The organism is Proteiniclasticum sp. C24MP (assembly GCF_043951855.1).
In the GTDB taxonomy this organism is placed as follows: domain Bacteria; phylum Bacillota; class Clostridia; order Clostridiales; family Clostridiaceae; genus Proteiniclasticum.
This window is the reverse complement of sequence record NZ_JBINJW010000002.1, coordinates 164926-182604: the sequence shown is the minus strand read 5'-3', so window position 1 is coordinate 182604 and position 17679 is coordinate 164926. Positions and strand designations below refer to the sequence as shown.

General features: G+C 40.6%; 12 protein-coding genes. 11 read left to right on the top strand and 1 reads right to left on the bottom strand.

The annotated features are described in order from the left end of the window. Window positions 1-81: 81 nt before the first annotated feature. The gene (locus tag ACHAL6_RS03980) at window positions 82-309 is read left to right on the top strand and encodes a hypothetical protein (protein ID WP_395268939.1); all 228 of its coding nucleotides are present in this window, start codon (window positions 82-84) and stop codon (window positions 307-309) included. Between the two features lie 277 nt (window positions 310-586). On the opposite strand, the gene ACHAL6_RS03975 is transcribed toward ACHAL6_RS03980, so the two are convergent. Then, the gene (locus tag ACHAL6_RS03975) at window positions 587-1543 is read right to left on the bottom strand and encodes an IS3 family transposase (RefSeq protein WP_395268938.1); all 957 of its coding nucleotides are present in this window, start codon (window positions 1541-1543) and stop codon (window positions 587-589) included. Window positions 1544-1685: 142 nt separating this feature from the next. On the opposite strand from ACHAL6_RS03975, the gene ACHAL6_RS03970 reads away from it, so the two are divergent. The 10 genes from ACHAL6_RS03970 (at window position 1686) to ACHAL6_RS03925 (ending at window position 17677) form a co-directional block, all read left to right on the top strand. Continuing rightward, complete coding sequence (locus tag ACHAL6_RS03970; protein ID WP_395268937.1) at window positions 1686-2720, top strand: DUF6933 domain-containing protein; 1035 nt, start codon at window positions 1686-1688, stop codon at window positions 2718-2720. A gap of 213 nt (window positions 2721-2933) precedes the next feature. Continuing rightward, window positions 2934-4607, top strand: coding sequence for a hypothetical protein (locus tag ACHAL6_RS03965; protein ID WP_395268936.1), 1674 nt, complete (start codon window positions 2934-2936; stop codon window positions 4605-4607). A 34-nt stretch (window positions 4608-4641) separates the two neighbouring features. Further along, window positions 4642-7500 carry a TOTE conflict system archaeo-eukaryotic primase domain-containing protein gene (locus ACHAL6_RS03960; protein ID WP_395268935.1) on the top strand — a complete coding sequence of 953 codons (2859 nt, stop codon included), beginning with the start codon at window positions 4642-4644 and terminating at the stop codon, window positions 7498-7500. Between the two features lie 748 nt (window positions 7501-8248). After that, window positions 8249-13300, top strand: coding sequence for a Cna B-type domain-containing protein (locus ACHAL6_RS03955; RefSeq protein ID WP_395268934.1), 5052 nt, complete (start codon window positions 8249-8251; stop codon window positions 13298-13300). 232 nt (window positions 13301-13532) lie between these two features. Further along, the gene (locus ACHAL6_RS03950) at window positions 13533-13808 is read left to right on the top strand and encodes a hypothetical protein (protein ID WP_395268933.1); all 276 of its coding nucleotides are present in this window, start codon (window positions 13533-13535) and stop codon (window positions 13806-13808) included. 9 nt (window positions 13809-13817) lie between these two features. Next, window positions 13818-14966: a dGTP triphosphohydrolase gene (gene dgt, locus ACHAL6_RS03945; protein ID WP_395268932.1), complete on the top strand. Its 1149-nt coding sequence runs from the start codon at window positions 13818-13820 to the stop codon at window positions 14964-14966. Between the two features lie 17 nt (window positions 14967-14983). Beyond that, entirely contained in the window at window positions 14984-15670 is a 687-nt protein-coding gene (locus tag ACHAL6_RS03940) for a hypothetical protein (protein WP_395268931.1), read from the top strand. A 346-nt stretch (window positions 15671-16016) separates the two neighbouring features. Then, window positions 16017-16601 (top strand): DUF5317 family protein, encoded by a 585-nt coding sequence (locus ACHAL6_RS03935; RefSeq protein WP_395268930.1) that lies wholly within the window; start codon window positions 16017-16019, stop codon window positions 16599-16601. Beyond that, complete coding sequence (locus tag ACHAL6_RS03930; protein ID WP_395268929.1) at window positions 16573-17070, top strand: hypothetical protein; 498 nt, start codon at window positions 16573-16575, stop codon at window positions 17068-17070. Before ACHAL6_RS03935 ends, ACHAL6_RS03930 begins: the two co-directional genes overlap by 29 nt. Continuing rightward, the gene (locus tag ACHAL6_RS03925) at window positions 17030-17677 is read left to right on the top strand and encodes an accessory gene regulator ArgB-like protein (protein ID WP_395268928.1); all 648 of its coding nucleotides are present in this window, start codon (window positions 17030-17032) and stop codon (window positions 17675-17677) included. Before ACHAL6_RS03930 ends, ACHAL6_RS03925 begins: the two co-directional genes overlap by 41 nt. The last annotated feature ends 2 nt before the right edge of the window (window positions 17678-17679 follow it).

Below are 17679 nucleotides of genomic sequence, written 5' to 3'. Positions count from 1 at the left end.
ACAAACATTTGTTGTTAATAAAGCCCGTATTAGGCGCGGTTGCTTTATCCCGACAAGAATGCGAAAGAGTGGTGATCAGTTTTGATTGAATTCCGATGGAATAAAATAGACAAGAAGAGCAACACACCTGTAATCAAGGACGTGGAGCTTGATGAACTGGCGGAGATGCTGCTGAAGGATTATAAATCGGCACTCCTAAAAGAGCCAAGAAAAATTGGGTCTAACCTAATAAAGTGGACACTCCAAGTTTTGGGTAAAAAACCGCTGCTAAGCCTTGCAATAAGCATCTTCCAGTTAAGAGAAATTTAATTCTTTACGTACTATATGTAAAGTGTCCACTTTTCAAGGGCGGAAAAGTGCGTAAGAAAAGAAGTGAGAATTTCATCTGCACTTCATTTGAGAAGGATATATCATTTAAACCATAGGGATGCAATTTAGTTAAGAAAAGCACCAAAATTATAAGTCAATGCAACCGAAGCACTCCCAGCCAAGGAGTCCTTTGCTGAGAGTGCTTCGATAAATCAACTTACTTATGAAATAATAGGGCTTTTCGTGCTTCAAGAAACGAACTTATGGTTTCAATTTTCTAGATAGAAGGCAAGTTGGCATAATACTCGGTCCGCTTCTCATAAGGACTTCTGTAATCATTGAAGCTGTGTATTCTTATATTGTTATAGAAATCGATATAGGCTGCAATACCCAGCTGAACTTCTTCAATGTTTTCGAAATCATAGAGGTAGACAAACTCCTTCTTCAGAGAACTGAAGAAAGATTCCATCGCTGCATTATCACCAGGAGTCCCGGGTTTTGAATAGGATGTTCTCCCGTTGCTATTTGAGATCAGATCACGAATCTGTTTGGAAACAAACTGGGTACCGCGGTCGGAATGAAAAATAACTGGTATTGTTGAAGCGGATGTTCCTGTTTTCTCCAGAGCTTTTCGGATGGTGGCCTTTACAAGCCTCACAGACTGATCTTTATAAATCTGGAATGCAAGGATGCTGCGATCATAAAGATCCAGTACGGTGCAGAGAAAGACTTTACCTTCCGAAGTGATAATCTCTGTGATATCGGTGCAGAGAATCTGGTTGGGTGCATCAGCGAAATAATGTCTGTTGACAAGATTCGGATAGGATTTCAAAGCTCTTCTGAAAATCGACTTTTTTCTGGAATGGATACTGCTGCTGAGAAGTCCATTCTCCTTCATCAGTCTGTAGACTCTCTTCTCTCCAAGAAGAGGGAATGATTTCTCAAGAACTTTATGCATTTTGCGATACCCATAGCTTTCAAATTTATGTGCATGCCTGATATTTCTCATCATACGTATGATATCTTCATTGGGATTTTCTTCCTGACTGCGTTTATACCACTTATAGTACCCAGAACGGGAAACAGAAAAATATCTGCACAGCGTTTTGATGGGCAGGTATTCCGCATATTTTCGAACCAGGAGAAACAGAGCACGCTTTCTCGGCTTGATGCCGTTTTCGTATAAACTGTTCAAGATCCCTAGAATGGGATTATTCTTTAACTCTTTCTTCATGTAACCAACCTCATCTGCAAAGTGAAACAAGACAACGTTAACCAATATACCAAAATAGTGCTGCTTAATCAAATAGTATTACTCTATGGAAGAATAAAGAAACAATATTTCTGTTGATCTATAAATTGGAGTTGAGATTATTGTGAAGATCTATATCATATCGGGAAAGAATGCTATAGCGGAGATCCATTCGGTGGAAGCCTCGCATCCCATGCCTTCTAGGCAACCAGAAGATGTGTTCACGGGACAGAAGTTCATGATTGAAAAAGAAGAGTATCTGCTCCTTACCCATAGAGAGACGCAGTACTCCATTGCAGCAAAAATCAAATCCGGCCTTTCACAAACTGAATTGGAGAAAGAGATCCTGGATGCAGCATACGATTCCTTAAGAAGAGAAGGAATCCCAGATGAAATCGAACGAGATTTTCTGGGTGTGGATCAAGGGATCACGTATCATAATCTTATAAACAGGATGGACGTAAGGTCAATGAAGACGAAAGCTAAAATCCTGAAAGAGATGATGGAGCATGCAGGAGATAAGCGCTATCTTAAGAACCTGGTACAAAAGAACATCAACAGAATTCCGGTGAAAAAAGGAAAGGATCTCATCATACCTTCCCAGCGTCTCATAACATACCTGGAAGAACGATATGAAAGACCTGTAATCGATCAGAAAGCCTATGAGTTCAGGATCCGCTTCAGAAGGAAGGAAGAGAATCATACTGTAATCATGGCGGTCCCTGAATGGTTTCCTACCTATCAGCTGCACGAAATCATAGGCTTACTCCTAGGATTTGATATCGATGCATACTGGATGGATGACTATGAGTATATCATTTCATCCGGCATGCAGAACACGATGTCTTCTTTTTTGCCCGAAAAAGAACATATGTTTATAAGTGATGAGAGTGCTTGCACCATCAGAAGCCAGGAAGAACTTACAGATTTTCTAAGCAGATATCTCCTGGTTCGGGATCTGGAAAGAGAACGGATTCTATATGATTTTGGAACAGCTGCAAGGGTCTTTCAGATCAGAGTAGAAAAAGGTGAGCGTATAGAGCGCACTTTCTGCAGAAGTCCCAGAATCCTCGGGAGGATTATAGGTCATAAGCAAGACAGCAGCACTTCAGAAAAAGTACAAGGTCTCAATACTGAACTGGAACTCTATTATGAATGAATATTCGCTTGAGAGGATGGGTTTGCTTATAAAAAGACAGGATATCCATTGTGAACCATGCCCTGAGGAAGTATAGTTTATATAGAGACAGGTACATCAAGGAGAACATGATTTCCATGGGGAAAGAGCAGGTGCTTTGCTCCATGGAATTACTGCTGCCAGGAAGTAATCAATTACGGATCTGTAAAACAGAAATTGAAGTGGAGGTGCACCATGCGCGATAAGGCCTATATGACTGAGGTGGAAAGTCTTCTGGAGAAGCTGACGGAAAAAGAAAAAGATACGCTGATTCTCAGTCTGGCAAGACGTCAAGAGGAGAAGTATGAGAAAGCTTTTCTGAAGCTGATGGGAAAGAAAGAAATCTCTCCTCTGCCCATCCTGATGAACCAGGATGAAGTGATGTCCTTTCTTAAATGGCTAGGGGAAGTCAATCAAGGCATTCTCTATCTGGAATGCAGCTATGATGAAACAGATGAGGACTATCCCTGGGATACAGGTTATGAAATTCTGTACAGGGATAAAGAAGGAATCGGCAGTAGAATGAAAGAAGGGGTTCTTCTGGCAGAAAAACTTCTGCAGGGAAAGTACTATGAGGAAGCCCTTGCCCTTTACGATGCCACTCTAGGCACAGCCGTCACAGCCATAGAAGAGGAGTCTGGAGAATGCATGGAGATGAGTTTTTCAGATCTTGTGGATGAGGAAATCATTCAAGTGGATGAAGCCTTCTTTACGCTCTCCAGACTTCTTGCCGTCTATGATTGTAAAGAAAAGCGTGAAAGAGCGGAAGACTTCTATGAGATGCTCTCACAGCCTCGAGCGCATAAGCTGAAGCTCAGGGACTTCTGGTCCGTCACCTCAGAAGAACTGAAGGGCAGGGAAACCTTCCTCCAAGAATGGATCGATTTCCTCTCGGAAATCTCCGGAGACCGGGCGGAAGAACTTCTTTACGAAGCGGCCCATGAACTGGGAGGCGTGGAAAAAGTAACCGGGCTTGCGGGAGCGCTGAAGGACATTCACCCCAGACTGTATCTTCGCAGTGTAGAACTGTACATGGAAGAAGAGAAAGAGAATGAAGCCCTTGCCATCGGCTGGAAAGCTCTGGAGGAGATTCCAGGCTCTCTTGTGATCCGTGCAGAGATCTGTGACAGAATGATACAGCTGGCTTTGAACATGAGTGACAGCGAAGCTGTCCATAGGCTCATGAAACTTGCATTCTCTTCTGATTCGACGCTTCCACGTTATTTGAAGCTCTTTCAGCTGCCTGCATTCAGAGAAGTTATCACAGCTGCTTCAGAAGAAATAGGACTTCTTCCCAAACGCCTATATAGTGCAGAGAGATCCTTCAGCAGGGAACTTACGACCAACAGCATCAGTGACCATGAACGGGATGTGATATACTTTTTCAGCGGCAGCTTCCATGAGACTTTCGAGAAGTGTAAAGCAGATTCCACTTCTCTTGGCTGGAGCAGTTCTCTGAAAGGAGTGGTGGTTCCGCTTTTAATTCTTGTATTAAACAAAGAAGAAGCTCAGACAGAACCTGCGGATATGCTATGGAAGGAAACACTAATGAAACTTGAGTACGGCTTCAGCGAGGAAATCCTTCTTCAGGACTTCATGAACTGGAAACAGGTCATGGTAGAAGAAATAAGAGAACTTGAAGACTATATGGATTGGGTCAGAGATGAAACGGATAAAAGAGTGGACGCTGTTGTGGGTGGCGGGTTCAGACAGAGCTATCATAAAGCAGCGCTTCTCATCACCAATCTAGGGGAAATGCTGGAGTCCAGAGGCTATACAGGCAGCAGAATAGAGCTTGCGGAGCGTTATAGGAACCGTTACAAGAGACATAGGGCATTTAAGGAAGAACTAAACGCTCTGGGTCTGTAGCACAACCAGTACAATCTGTTTGAGGGGGTTTGGAATGGATAGAAGGGCACTCGAAGAAAGAGTAGAGCAGCTCCAGGAGGAAAATAGAAGACTCAAAGAAGAGAATCATGCGCTGAAAGCCCGTTTCTTGGAAGAGCAGAAGGAAAGCCAGGAGTTTCAGATTCAGACGGTACTTAAGCTGGAACCGGACTCCTCCGATTCCAGCGAACTGATTTCCAGAACCAGCAGCGCAAAGGAGAAAATCGATCTTTTCAAGTCTCTGTTCAGAGGCAGAGAGGATGTCTGCGCAAAAAGGTGGAAGAATCAATCCGGATACTCTCCATACTGCTTGAACGACTTCAAGGACGGAATCTGCAGAAAGCCGAAAGTGAAATGCGCAGCGTGCATGCACAGCAGATTTGCACCATTGGATGAGGAGAGAGTCGAAGGTCATCTTCGAGGAAAATATGTATTAGGCATTTATCCGATGACCCAGAGAGATACCTGCTACTTTCTTGCAATGGATTTTGATGAGGAGACCTGGAAAGAAGATGCGAGGGCGGTGCTCGCTGTCACGCATAGATTGAATCTGCCTTCCTATCTGGAACGTTCTCGTTCAGGGAATGGATGTCATATCTGGTTTTTCTTTGAAGAAGAAGTCAAGGCGAAAGCAGCCAGAAGACTCGGTATGTCCATATTATCCATGGCCATGGAAGAATGTGGAACCATTCAATTCAGCTCCTATGACCGTCTCTTTCCCAGCCAGGATTTTCTACAGAAAGAAGGATTTGGCAATCTCATTGCACTTCCACTACAGAAGGAGCCTAGAGAAAATGGGAACGCTGTGTTTCTTGATGCGAATTTTGAAGTGATTCCGGACCAGTGGGCTTATATGGCACAGATGAAGAGGATTTCGAAAGAGACCCTAATTAGGATCGGCAGAATGGTTCCTTTGGCAGTGAAAGAAGAAAAAGAGAAAGGGAGTGTAAGGCTAGAGAAGAGCATCGGGGTTGAACCGGATGATTTTCCCGTATGCGTTTCACTAGAAAGACGAAACGGAATAAGGATCACTAAAGAAGGACTTTCGCCCCGAGCACTTTATTTTCTCAGAGGACTGGCGTCCTATGCCAATCCTGAATTCCTGCAGAAGCAGGCTATGCGACAGACTACATACGGAACACCAAGAATGACCATTGTCTATGATGAAGATGAAGATTTTATCACTCTTCCCCGGGGAAAAGAGGAAATCCTACTGGAGAAGCTTACCTCCTTAAAGATACCCTATGAAGCAAGGGATGAACGAAAGAAGGGAATGGAAATTTCCCTATCTTTTAAGGGGCAGCTGAGGGCGCAGCAGGAAGAAGCGTATGAGGCGCTGTCACAGCATGAGAATGGAGTGCTTTCTGCAACCACCGGATTCGGTAAGACAGTAGTGGGCGCAAGACTCATAGCGGAAAAAAGATGCTCCGCCCTGGTGCTTGTCCATACTCGTGAACTTGCTGATCAGTGGAGGAAGAGGCTGGAAGACTTTCTCGATATCCATGTGGACTTGGAGCGAACTCCAGGTAAAGGAAGTGGTAAGAAATCCGTCATCGGTCAGCTTGGAGGAGGAAAAAACGCACTGCATGGAATTGTGGATATTGCGTTGATGCAGTCTCTGTTTGAAAAGGATAAAAGTGTCAAGCCACTCCTTCATGAGTACGGACTGATTATAGTAGATGAGTGTCACCACATCTCAGCAAAAAACTTCAGCAGGATTCTGGCTGCCGCAGATGCGAAGTATGTGTATGGTCTCACAGCGACACCCATCCGGAAGGATGGTCATGACCCCATGATCTTCATGCATCTGGGACCGGTACGCTATAGAATTGATGCGAAAAAAGAAGCGGAAAAGAGAGCCTTTGATCATTTCATCCTGCCCAGATATACAACAATTAGACTACCATTGGGAAAAGAACAGAAAGAGTGGTCCATCACAGAAATCTATAAAAGAGTCTGTGAAAGTGAGAGTAGAAATACGATTATCATAGAAGACTTGCTGGAAGCGGTGAAACATGGAAGACATCCACTGGTACTGACTGAGCGTGCAAGTCACGTAGAAGCACTTTCGATAATGATGGAAGAGAAAGGGCTCTGTCCTATTGTTCTTACAGGAAGAATGAAGACGAAAGATAGAAGAGAAGCCTTGGAGAGAATCGCTTCCATGGACGAAGGTGACACTGCAGTAATCGTCGCCACAGGAAAGCTCATTGGTGAGGGATTTGATGTGCCTAGACTTGATACGCTATTCATGGCCATGCCCATCGCATGGAAGGGAACCATAACACAGTATTCCGGAAGACTGCATCGAAATTCTGAGAACAAGAAAGAAGTACTCATCTATGACTATGTGGATGTACATATTCCAGTGCTTGAAAGAATGTATCAGAAGCGTGTATCAGCCTATAAAGGACTCGGGTATGCATTAAAAACTCAGGAAGCATACAATCCTGAAGAAGGTATATTTGATGAGGAAAGCTATTTAGAGCCAATGATGGAAGATATTAGAAGAGCGAAGTCGAGCATTCTCATTTCCAGCACCTATGTTTCAGGGAAGAGATTGAAGGAGATGAAGGCGCTGCTTCTTGAAAAGTATAAAGAAGGAATCCGAGTGACGTTGAACATCAGACCGCTGGAAGATGATGCTGAGATGCATCGAAAAGTATTGTATGAAGACCTTCATGAACTGGAAGAGAATGGGATTACAGTACGTTATGACAAAGAAAACTATCTCAAATTTGTAATGATGGACCATGATCTACTCTGGTATGGTGGGATTGATCTATTGTCCGGTAAAAAGGGGAATGATTCCATGATCCGTGTCTATAGTGAATCTCTGGCAGATGAGCTTACAGGGATTTTGGCTAAGGAGTAGATTAATCAAAATCAGAATGCACTGGATGAACTTACTAATACGGACTTAAAGACCATAAGGATAAAGCATTCTGCCAATATCACTCAAGTTGAAAGAAACAGCTCAGTTGTAATACTGGATCAATAGCTGAAGAGCAAATTGAAAAGCTCCTCCCTTGGAATCCTCAGGCCAAGAAACAATGTTCAATATAATAGTCATTCCGGCGACCTTACGGTCGTCTTTTCTTTTTGTCTTCACAGATTATCTCATGCCCACTTCTACTGATATATACATCCGATAGAAGATCGCATACTGCTGAAGTATAATTCTCGCGCAGTATACTTCAAGTTGAACAGGTTGAAGAGATCTATAACTCGGCTTATGGAATAAGAAGCGCGGTATGCATCGCCGGAAGAGTGGCTCAGAACATCATAATACAGTGATTCAAAGCTCAAACATATTTTATGCATTCTACGCGTTTGGACACGGTAAATTATTATATGATTATACTGATGTTATAAATATATATCACTTTTCAAATAATAAAGCGGATAAATGACTTTCTGCGACAAGTATTATCATGAACATGTCGAAGAAATTATTAACAATTAGTGTATTACTCAAAAACTATTGATGTATAATGTCGGATAAAGTAGAATAATAGTAATGGAAAGAATAAGCAATATATTTTAGAGTGTCTTTATTCCGAATAAAGAAAAATAAGTAGGTAGAACATAGAACTTATGATTATTTGGAAGGTGGGTTATTAATGAAAATTGGAAAAATGATGCGGTGGTTTCTAAGCGTTTTCTTATCGGTACTGCTAGTTTCTCCGTCTGCCCTTAAAGTGAATGCAGAAGAAGGACCGAATTATTCTCTGGATACAGAGAGTTCAATAATTTTAAATGTGGATGTAGCAGACTCCACAAACAGTCTGACGACTGTTCGAGCAATCTGGACCTATGGAGATTATGCATATCTTCTCATTGAGAGTACAAAAGAACTCCTGACAGTCAGCATGGATGGAATCGATGCAGCTGGAGACAATGTGAGACAGTATGCCAAAGGACAGTCCATCACAGTAGGAAGCACTGTGTTTAGTCCTGTTAAAAGCAATTCATTCCTTACCGTAGCCAGATTCCCAGCGGATTCTGTAAGCAGCGGAAGCACACATGACATCCAGGCCACTTTAGGCGGTGGAGGACATGTGCTAGGAGAGCTGACCAGCTTTGCAGTGCCAAAGCTTCAGATCGACATCACAAAAGAATGGAATGGCGGACCCATGAATCCCGTCACAGCTTCTCTGTATAGATCCGATCTTACAGATCCCATCGGAACTTATGTTTTTGATACAGTAAATAACACTGCCACCATCACGGATCTGGGTTATTCAGATGGTCTAGGACGTATTTATAATTACACAGTTGTGGAAGACGAAGCCACTGTGGAGGAAGGATACACAGTCTCAGTAAACAAGGCCTATTCCTTTGAAGCAGATCTTCATCAATACGACTTCACCATCACCAATTCCTATACAAGACCTGTAGTGGATATTCATGTGGAAAAGAAATGGAATGATGGAGACGATTCGTCAAGACCTGAGTTCATTACACTGAATCTCTTTTATCTGAACGAACTGGAACAAAGAGTAGACGTGAGAAGTGTCGATGTCTATCCGGATGAAAACGGATCATGGAACTATACGTTTAAAGACCAGTATAAATATGATGACGAATATGGAATCATCGATTATATGGTGGAAGAAGAAACCGTTGAAGGATATAAGAGCTCTGTAGTGGAAACATCCTTAAACAGCTTTGTAGCCACCAACACGAGGCTCATCTCCATTGAAGGTACAAAGACCTGGAGAGATGATCCATTGACAAGCACAAGACCGGAATCCATCACTGTAGTACTATTACGAAATGATAGTTTCTACAAAGTGATACGTGTTGAGCCGGATGCATCAGGAGACTGGAACTTCAGATTCGATGCACTGGAAGAGTATGATGCAGCAGGAAATCCCTATTCCTTCACAATAGAAGAAATAGAAGTGGATGGCTACTTCACAAGCATCAACGGCTATGAAATCATCAATACACAAAGCATAGACATAACAGGAACCAAGACCTGGATCGACGAACCCGAAACCGAAGCAAGACCAGATTCCATCACTGTAGTGCTTCTTCAGAACGAAGAAGAATACAAGACGCTGGAAGTTGCGCCAGATATGGAAGGAAACTGGACCTATACCTTCAGTGACCTGCCAAAGTTCGATGAGAACGGTGCTTCCTATGCATACACCATCGATGAAGCTGATGTGGAAGGTTATGTCAGTACTGCAGACGGTTATGACCTGGTGAACACCAGAACCGGAACAGTAAGCGTATCCGGAACCAAAACCTGGCTGGACGAACCAGAAACAGCAGCAAGACCTGATTCCATCAGTGTAGTACTTCTTCAGAATGGAGAAGAATACAAGACGCTGAAAGTCCTGCCGGATACAGAAGGAAACTGGACCTATACATTCAGCACTCTGCCGGAATTCGATGAGAATGGAGTTCCATTCGAATACAGCATCGACGAACTGGAAGTGGAAGGTTATGCCACCACAGTAGAGGGGTATGATCTTACGAATACAAGAACTGGAACTGTAAGTGTATCCGGAGACAAGACCTGGCTCGATGAACCCGAAACAGAAGCAAGGCCAGATTCCATTCGTGTAGTGCTTCTTCAGAACGAAGTAGAGTACAAGACACTGGAAGTCCTGCCGGACACCGAAGGAAACTGGACCTACATATTCAGTAATCTGCCAGAATTCGACGAGAATGGATTTCCATTCGAGTACAGCATTGATGAACTGGAAGTCGAAGGTTATGAGACAGCAGTAGACGGATATGACCTGATCAATACAAGAGTAGGAACCGTGGATATATCTGGAACCAAGACCTGGCTGGACGAACCTGAAACAGCCATGAGACCGGATACCATCACCGTAGTGCTTCTTCAGAATGGAGAAGAATATGACACATCACTGGTTTCACCCAATACGGAAGGAAACTGGATGTACGCATTCAGTGTACTGCCACAATTTGATAAGCAGGGTGTACCTTATGTGTACACCATCGATGAACTGGAAGTGGCAGGATATGAGACTGCAGTAGACGGATACGATCTCATCAACACCAGAGTAGGAACCATAAACGTAGCTGGAACCAAAACCTGGCTGGATGAGCCAGAAACAGAAATGAGACCAGATTCCATTACTGTAGTATTGCTGCGAAATGGAGAAGAGTATAAGTCCATGACCGTAGAACCGGACCTGGAAGAAAACTGGATCTATGCATTCAATGAGCTGCCTGAATTTGACGAGGAAGGTGTACCATACGCATACAGCATAGAAGAACTGGAAGTTGCAGGATACACCTCTAATGCAGATGGATATGACCTGATCAATACAAGAGTCGGAACGACTTCCGTATCAGGAAACAAGACATGGGTAGATGAACCTGAAACAGAGATGAGACCTGCTTCCATTACGGTGGTACTTCTTCAGAATGAAGCAGCGTATAAGACACTGGAAGTTATGCCAGATACGGAAGACAACTGGACCTATGCATTTGGCAACCTGCCAGAGTTTGATGATAATGGCATGCCTTATGTTTACAGCATAGAAGAACTGGAAGTGGATGGTTATACCTCCGCAGTAGACGGATATGATCTCATAAACACCAGAACTGGAACCAGAACCATATCTGGAACCAAGACCTGGATGGACGAACCAGAGACAGCTGCAAGACCTGATTCCATCACTGTGGTACTGCTTCAGAATGATGCAGAATACAAGACCCTGGAAGTGATGGCAGATGCAGAAGGTAACTGGACCTACACATTCAGTGAACTGCCAGAATTCGATGAATATGGCGTGCCATACGCATACAGCATCGACGAACTGGAAGTGGAAGGTTATACCTCCACCATAGATGGGTACGACCTGATCAATACAAGAGTGGGAACTACAAATGTAGCAGGAACCAAGAGCTGGCTGGATGAACCAGAGACGGAGATGAGACCTGATTCTATCACTGTAGTACTGCTTCAGAATGGAGTAGAGTACGATACAGTGGAAGTCATGGCTGACGAACTAGGGGAATGGGTATATACGTTCACTGAACTGCCAGAGTTTGATGAAAACGGCGTACCATATGACTACACCATAGAAGAACTGGAAGTGGAAGGCTATGTCTCCACAATTGACGGATACAATCTGATCAATACCAGAGTAGGAACTGTAGATGTAACAGGAACCAAGACCTGGATGGATGAACCAGAGACAGAGATGAGGCCTGATTCCATCACTGTAATACTGCTTCAGAATGATGCAGAATACAAGACACTGGAAGTCATGGCTGACACAGAAGGAAACTGGACCTACACATTCAATGAGCTGCCAGAGTTTGATGAATATGGCGTGGCTTATGCATACAGCATCGACGAACTGGAAGTGGAAGGTTATACCTCCACCGTAGACGGGTACGACCTGATCAATACAAGAGTCGGAACCACAAGTGTAATAGGAACCAAGAGCTGGCTGGATGAACCAGAGACGGAGATGAGACCTGATTCTATCACTGTAGTACTGCTTCAAAATGATGCAGAATACAAGACACTGGAAGTCATGGCTGACGAACTAGGAAACTGGATCTATACGTTCAGTGAACTGCCAGAGTTTGATGGAAACGGCGTACCATATGCATACAGCATCGAAGAACTGGAAGTGGAAGGCTATGTCTCCACAATTGACGGATACAGTCTGATCAATACCAGAGTAGGAACTGTAGATGTAACAGGAACCAAGACCTGGATGGATGAACCGGAGACAGAGATGAGACCTGAATCCATAACAGTAGTGCTTCTTCAGAATGGAGAAGAATTCAAGACCATGGATGTCCTGCCTGATACAGAAGGAAACTGGACATACACGTTCAGTAACCTGCCTGAGTTTGATGAAAATGGCGTGCCTTACGCATACAGCATCGAAGAACTGGAAGTGGAAGGTTATATCTCCACAGTGGACGGATATAATCTCACGAACACCAGAGTGGGAACTATAACGATCTCTGGAGAAAAAACATGGGACGATCTTTCTGGAAGACCAGAAGAAATAACCGTGCTGCTCCTTCAGAACGGGAAAGAAGTGGAGAGAGTGCTTGTAACGCCGGATGAAAGCGGAGCATGGAACTACAGCTTCGAAAACCAGCCTGAATTCGATGAAACTGGCGCAGCATACACCTATGGTGTAGAGGAACTGCCAGTGGAAGGATATGAGACTACGGTGGATAGTTATGATCTTCATAACAGACAACTTAGAGGAACCCTTACCATTCTGAAGACGGATAACTTTGATGAACCACTGGATGGGGCAGAGTTTGAAATCTACGATGAAGAAGGAGAACTTGTATTTACAGGCATCTCAGATGAGAATGGAATGATAGAAGTGATGCTTCCACTAGGAACCTATAAGGTCATGGAAGTAAATGCTCCTGAAGGCTTCATTCTTGATGAAACGCCACAGATGGCGCTTCTTGATGAAGATGGAGCAGTCATAGAACTCACATTCGTCAATGAACCGGAAGCAAATGAGCTTCCAGACACCGGCGGAACAGAGGAACCGGAAGAAGAACCGGAAGAGGAAGAACCAGAGGCTGAAAAACCTGAGCTTCCAAAGACCGGATCCATGAACTACAGCTTCTGGACAGTGCAGGGGCTCATCCTGGTACTGGGTGGACTGCTGCTTCTGAAGAAAAGAAAAACCGCTTAGCAGAACAGAATAACTATAAGGGGCTATAAAAAATAGCTCCTTATTTTATTAGGATTATATAGTTAATGTTAAGTCTTTTTTGCAAGATTAGATTTTTAATAGATACTTCAAGTATTTATGTAATCCAATGCGATTATAAATATATTGTATTCAAAAAATGATTTTTATCAGATGAATATTCTTGATTGAATAGTGGTATAATATATAATAAAAATATTTTTGGGGGTATTGTATGAATAGTAGATTAACTTGGGATAGACTTTTATGTGAGGAAAGAATTAGGAAATCTAATTCAAAAAGTGCAACAGATTATCATAACGAGTTCGATAAGGATTATTCTAGAATAGTCTATTCTTCATCTGTCCGTCGATTACAAGATAAAGCTCAAGTATTTCCAATGCAAGAAAACGACTTTACACGAACTAGATTAACTCATTCTTTAGAAGTAGCATCCTTAGGTAGATCATTGTCATGGGGGATAGGTAAATGGCTGTTAGATAATAATTAATTACGTGATGTGTGGGAAATTAAAAAAATAGCTTCTATGGTTGAAACTGCATGCTTGCTGCATGATTTAGGTAATCCACCGTTTGGTCATTATGGTGAAGAAATTATAAGGAAATGGTTTGAAAATTGGTTTGAATCACAAGAGTATAAAGACATATGCAAAAAGCATATGGAGAAAAATGGTGCAGACCAACTTCCGTTAAATGAGCAACAAATGAATGACTTTTTGTTTTTTGAAGGAAATGCTCAAGGAATAAGAATACTTACAAAATTACAAATTATGAATGATAGGGAAGGAATGAATCTAACACTTGGTACACTGGCAACATTAATAAAATATCCTTGGTATTCTAGTGATGATAAATGCAAAGAAAAAGGTAAATTAGGTTGTTTCTATTCTGAAAGTGAAGTATTTGATCGCATAAAAGAAATGGTTGGAATATCACCACATAGACATCCTGCAACATTAATTCTTGAAGCTGCAGATGATATTGCTTATTTACCCACAGATTTAGAAGATGCCATGAAAAAAGGAGCAATTAAGTGGGAGACTATATATTATGAGATAAAGGATTCTTTGAGTAAGTATAATCCTAAAAAAATAGAAGCATTAAATAGAAACATTAGAGAGGCAGAAAAAAATGAAGTGCCTGATATTGATTTGATTAAATTACAGAACTTAAAAATCGTTCTACAAGGTATTTTTATTGAAGAAGTTAAAAGTGAATTTATTTCGAAATATGACTCAATTATAAATGGAAATTATAAGGGGTCTTTGTTGGAAAATTCTAAAGCTAAGGATATCGTAAAATCTTGCAAAAAAATCGCCAAAGAATATATTTTTTGCAATCATGAAATACTTAGTCTAGAATTAATAGGTGATAGGGTGATTAGTGATTTATTAGATTTATTTATTAATGCAACTATATCAATAGAAGACTGTTCCAAATATAAGAGTAAAGAGCAAAAAATATTTCATCTAATTTCTGAGAATTTTAGATACGTACAAGCGTTTGACAAAACATCACAGTCTAAAGTACAATTTAGTCAATTAAATTTATATGACAAATTGCAATTAGTCACAGATTATGTTTCTGGAATGACAGATACTTACGCTGTTAATCTCCATCAAAAGTTACTAGGTACAAGAATGCCATAAAAATCCGAGGTGATATTATGAGAATTGAAACAATCATAAGTAATAATCTTAGTTCAATTCTAAAAAAAGATAACAGTGTATTTATGTTTATTGAAAAATTATCAAATATGGGAGAGTTGATTTTTTTTGGTGGATCAATTAGAGATCTATATCTTGACTTACAAAATCATACTTCCCCTAGAGATTATGATATTGTAATAAATTCAAGCACAAAAATAAAGGAATTAGAGAAAATTATAGAGTCTTATGACCATAAAAAAAACCGTTTTGGTGGATATAAAGTGAAAATTGGTAGTACTGAGTTTGACATATGGAGAATTGAAAAAACTTGGGCATTCAGCAATAATTTGTTAGAAAGCAAGGAGAATAACTTAATTAATTCAGTATATCTTAGTGTTGACGGTATTGCCTATAATTATAACAAAAAAAAATTATATGATAATATTTTAAAGCATACTAATGAAAAGAAAGAAATAAGTGTTGTTCTCAAAAATAATCCACAAAAAGAATTAAACTTATTGAGAGGGCTGGTATATAAACAGAAATACAAGTATAGCTTTTCACATACTTTAAAATCTGAATATCGTTTGCAAAAAGAGCGCAATAAAAATTTATCTAAATTACTTTATGATCTACAATTTGACCATTATAAAGAAGAAAAATTAACTTTAAAGCAAATTGAGAGAGAGTTGAACGGGATTTAGATATTACATATGATTTATAATTCACATAATCTAGAGCGTGAATTTTACCAATTCTTAGAATACTAAAAGATCCTTCTATACATTAATGGAAGGATCTCTTTTATTATTAATACTAGACATCATAATCAGTGAAGCAACTGCAAAATTGAATGATTTTTTAGTCAGTTGATTATCAAAATATGGTCCTGACATAAATTCAATATTATTCATTTCTTTTGTTAAGAATATGACGGAATGATTGATAACTATATATAAGTTGTGGTATGATAAAAAAGGCATTTCATATTGGTGCATAACATTCCATAATACAGACAAGCATATATATGTTTACAATCGAGGTTGAAGGATGTTTATTTATATACTCCTGGCAGCTCTGGCTGCCAGAATAAAAGGATACAGCATAAAACCTGTCTTAAAAGACTATTCCTTATACCCCTTGTTTCTAGCAGAAGCGGTATACATTTTTCTTCAGATTTCCGTATTCTCAGGAAACTACAAGTTCATTCCATACGCAGGTGTTTTCAAGACCTTTTATCTCTATACCCTGATCATTCCCATTGTAGTCCATAAACTATATAAGACTGGGATCTACGGATCCATCATCCTCACCCTAGGCTCTCTCATGAATAAGTTTGTCATGAGCCAGAATGGAGGAAAAATGCCGGTATATGCGACATTATCAAAGCATACAGGTTATTTCGATGAAATGGTTCTTGGTACTGCAGATCAGATTCATGTACTCGGGAACGAGGCCACAAAATACAAAATCCTGACGGATTACATTGATGTGGGGTACAGTATTCTGAGCATCGGAGATGTGCTCATTCATTCATTCATCTTCATTACCATATATTCAGTGATCAAATCAGCTAATATAAATAGACAACAGGGGGAATCCATCCGTGGAAAACATACAGATAGCTTTAATTAAATACATCTTTGGTTTCGGCCTTCAGAGTTTCATGTTAGTTTTAGGAGTATACACCTTTAACAAGCAAAAAGTGGTATTAAGAGATTATATACTGACAAGTATGACTGTTGCGATATTCTCGTATCTCATGAAACTATTACCGATAACTGTAGGAGTTCAAACGATTCTCAATATGATTACGATGTATCTCTTATGTGTGATATTTCTTAAAATGCCACCCTATAGAACCATTCGATCAACATCTTTATGTGTAGTGTTAATTCTTCTAAGTGAGATGATAGTAACATCAATTGCTGTACAGATTGTTGGTCAGGAGCAATTCCAGACCATTATCAGTGATGCATCGCAGAGATACTATATCGGTTTATTTGCTAATATCATATTTGCTGTAATTATTGTATTATTACATCTTGCATTGAGAAAGAAGGGTGAAAAAAATAGAAGCATTAGCGCACAAGATATCGTATAAGATCACACAGCAGCTCGATCTTGACGATGAGAAGAAAGCGGTGATAGCATATGGGCTAACAGGACTTCTTCAACTTATTGCTCTCGTTTTGATAGTAGCTATTATCGGCATAATTTTTGGTTTTTTCTTTGAGGGGATGATAATACTCTTTAGTGTGGGTTTTATGAGGAAATCTACTGGAGGGGCACATTCAAAAACCATGAGTGGATGTAATGTTGTCAGTGTATTATCCATTTCCTTTTTAGCGGCAATATCAAGATATATTTTAAGTACACCTATTAGTTCAGCATCAGAATATATCATCACTTTTTTAGTTTTCGGAATCTGCATCATAGTTTTTTATCAACGAGTACCAGTGGATAACATTAAAAAACCTATTGTTAATGCAGATAAAATCAAGAGACTTCGAAAGCAGAGTTTTTATAAATTACTATTCTTTTTTCTAATGACTGTTCTTCTGATCAGACTAACGAATGTTCATGAAAGGTTTTACAGCATAGCTTCCAGTATTAAGATGGCTATGATCTGGCAGGCAATAACCCTTACAAAAAGGGGTGAGCATATTTTAAGTTGGATTGATCTTAATGTGAACAGAATACTGGAATAATA

Coding starts and splice junctions, on each gene's coding strand:
- ACHAL6_RS03975 (WP_395268938.1), bottom strand. CDS start 1,543: ATGAAGAAAGAGTTAAAGAATAATCCCATTCTAGGGATCTTGAACAGT.
- ACHAL6_RS03965 (WP_395268936.1), top strand. CDS start 2,934: ATGCGCGATAAGGCCTATATGACTGAGGTGGAAAGTCTTCTGGAGAAG.
- ACHAL6_RS03960 (WP_395268935.1), top strand. CDS start 4,642: ATGGATAGAAGGGCACTCGAAGAAAGAGTAGAGCAGCTCCAGGAGGAA.
- ACHAL6_RS03955 (WP_395268934.1), top strand. CDS start 8,249: ATGAAAATTGGAAAAATGATGCGGTGGTTTCTAAGCGTTTTCTTATCG.
- ACHAL6_RS03950 (WP_395268933.1), top strand. CDS start 13,533: ATGAATAGTAGATTAACTTGGGATAGACTTTTATGTGAGGAAAGAATT.
- ACHAL6_RS03940 (WP_395268931.1), top strand. CDS start 14,984: ATGAGAATTGAAACAATCATAAGTAATAATCTTAGTTCAATTCTAAAA.
- ACHAL6_RS03935 (WP_395268930.1), top strand. CDS start 16,017: ATGTTTATTTATATACTCCTGGCAGCTCTGGCTGCCAGAATAAAAGGA.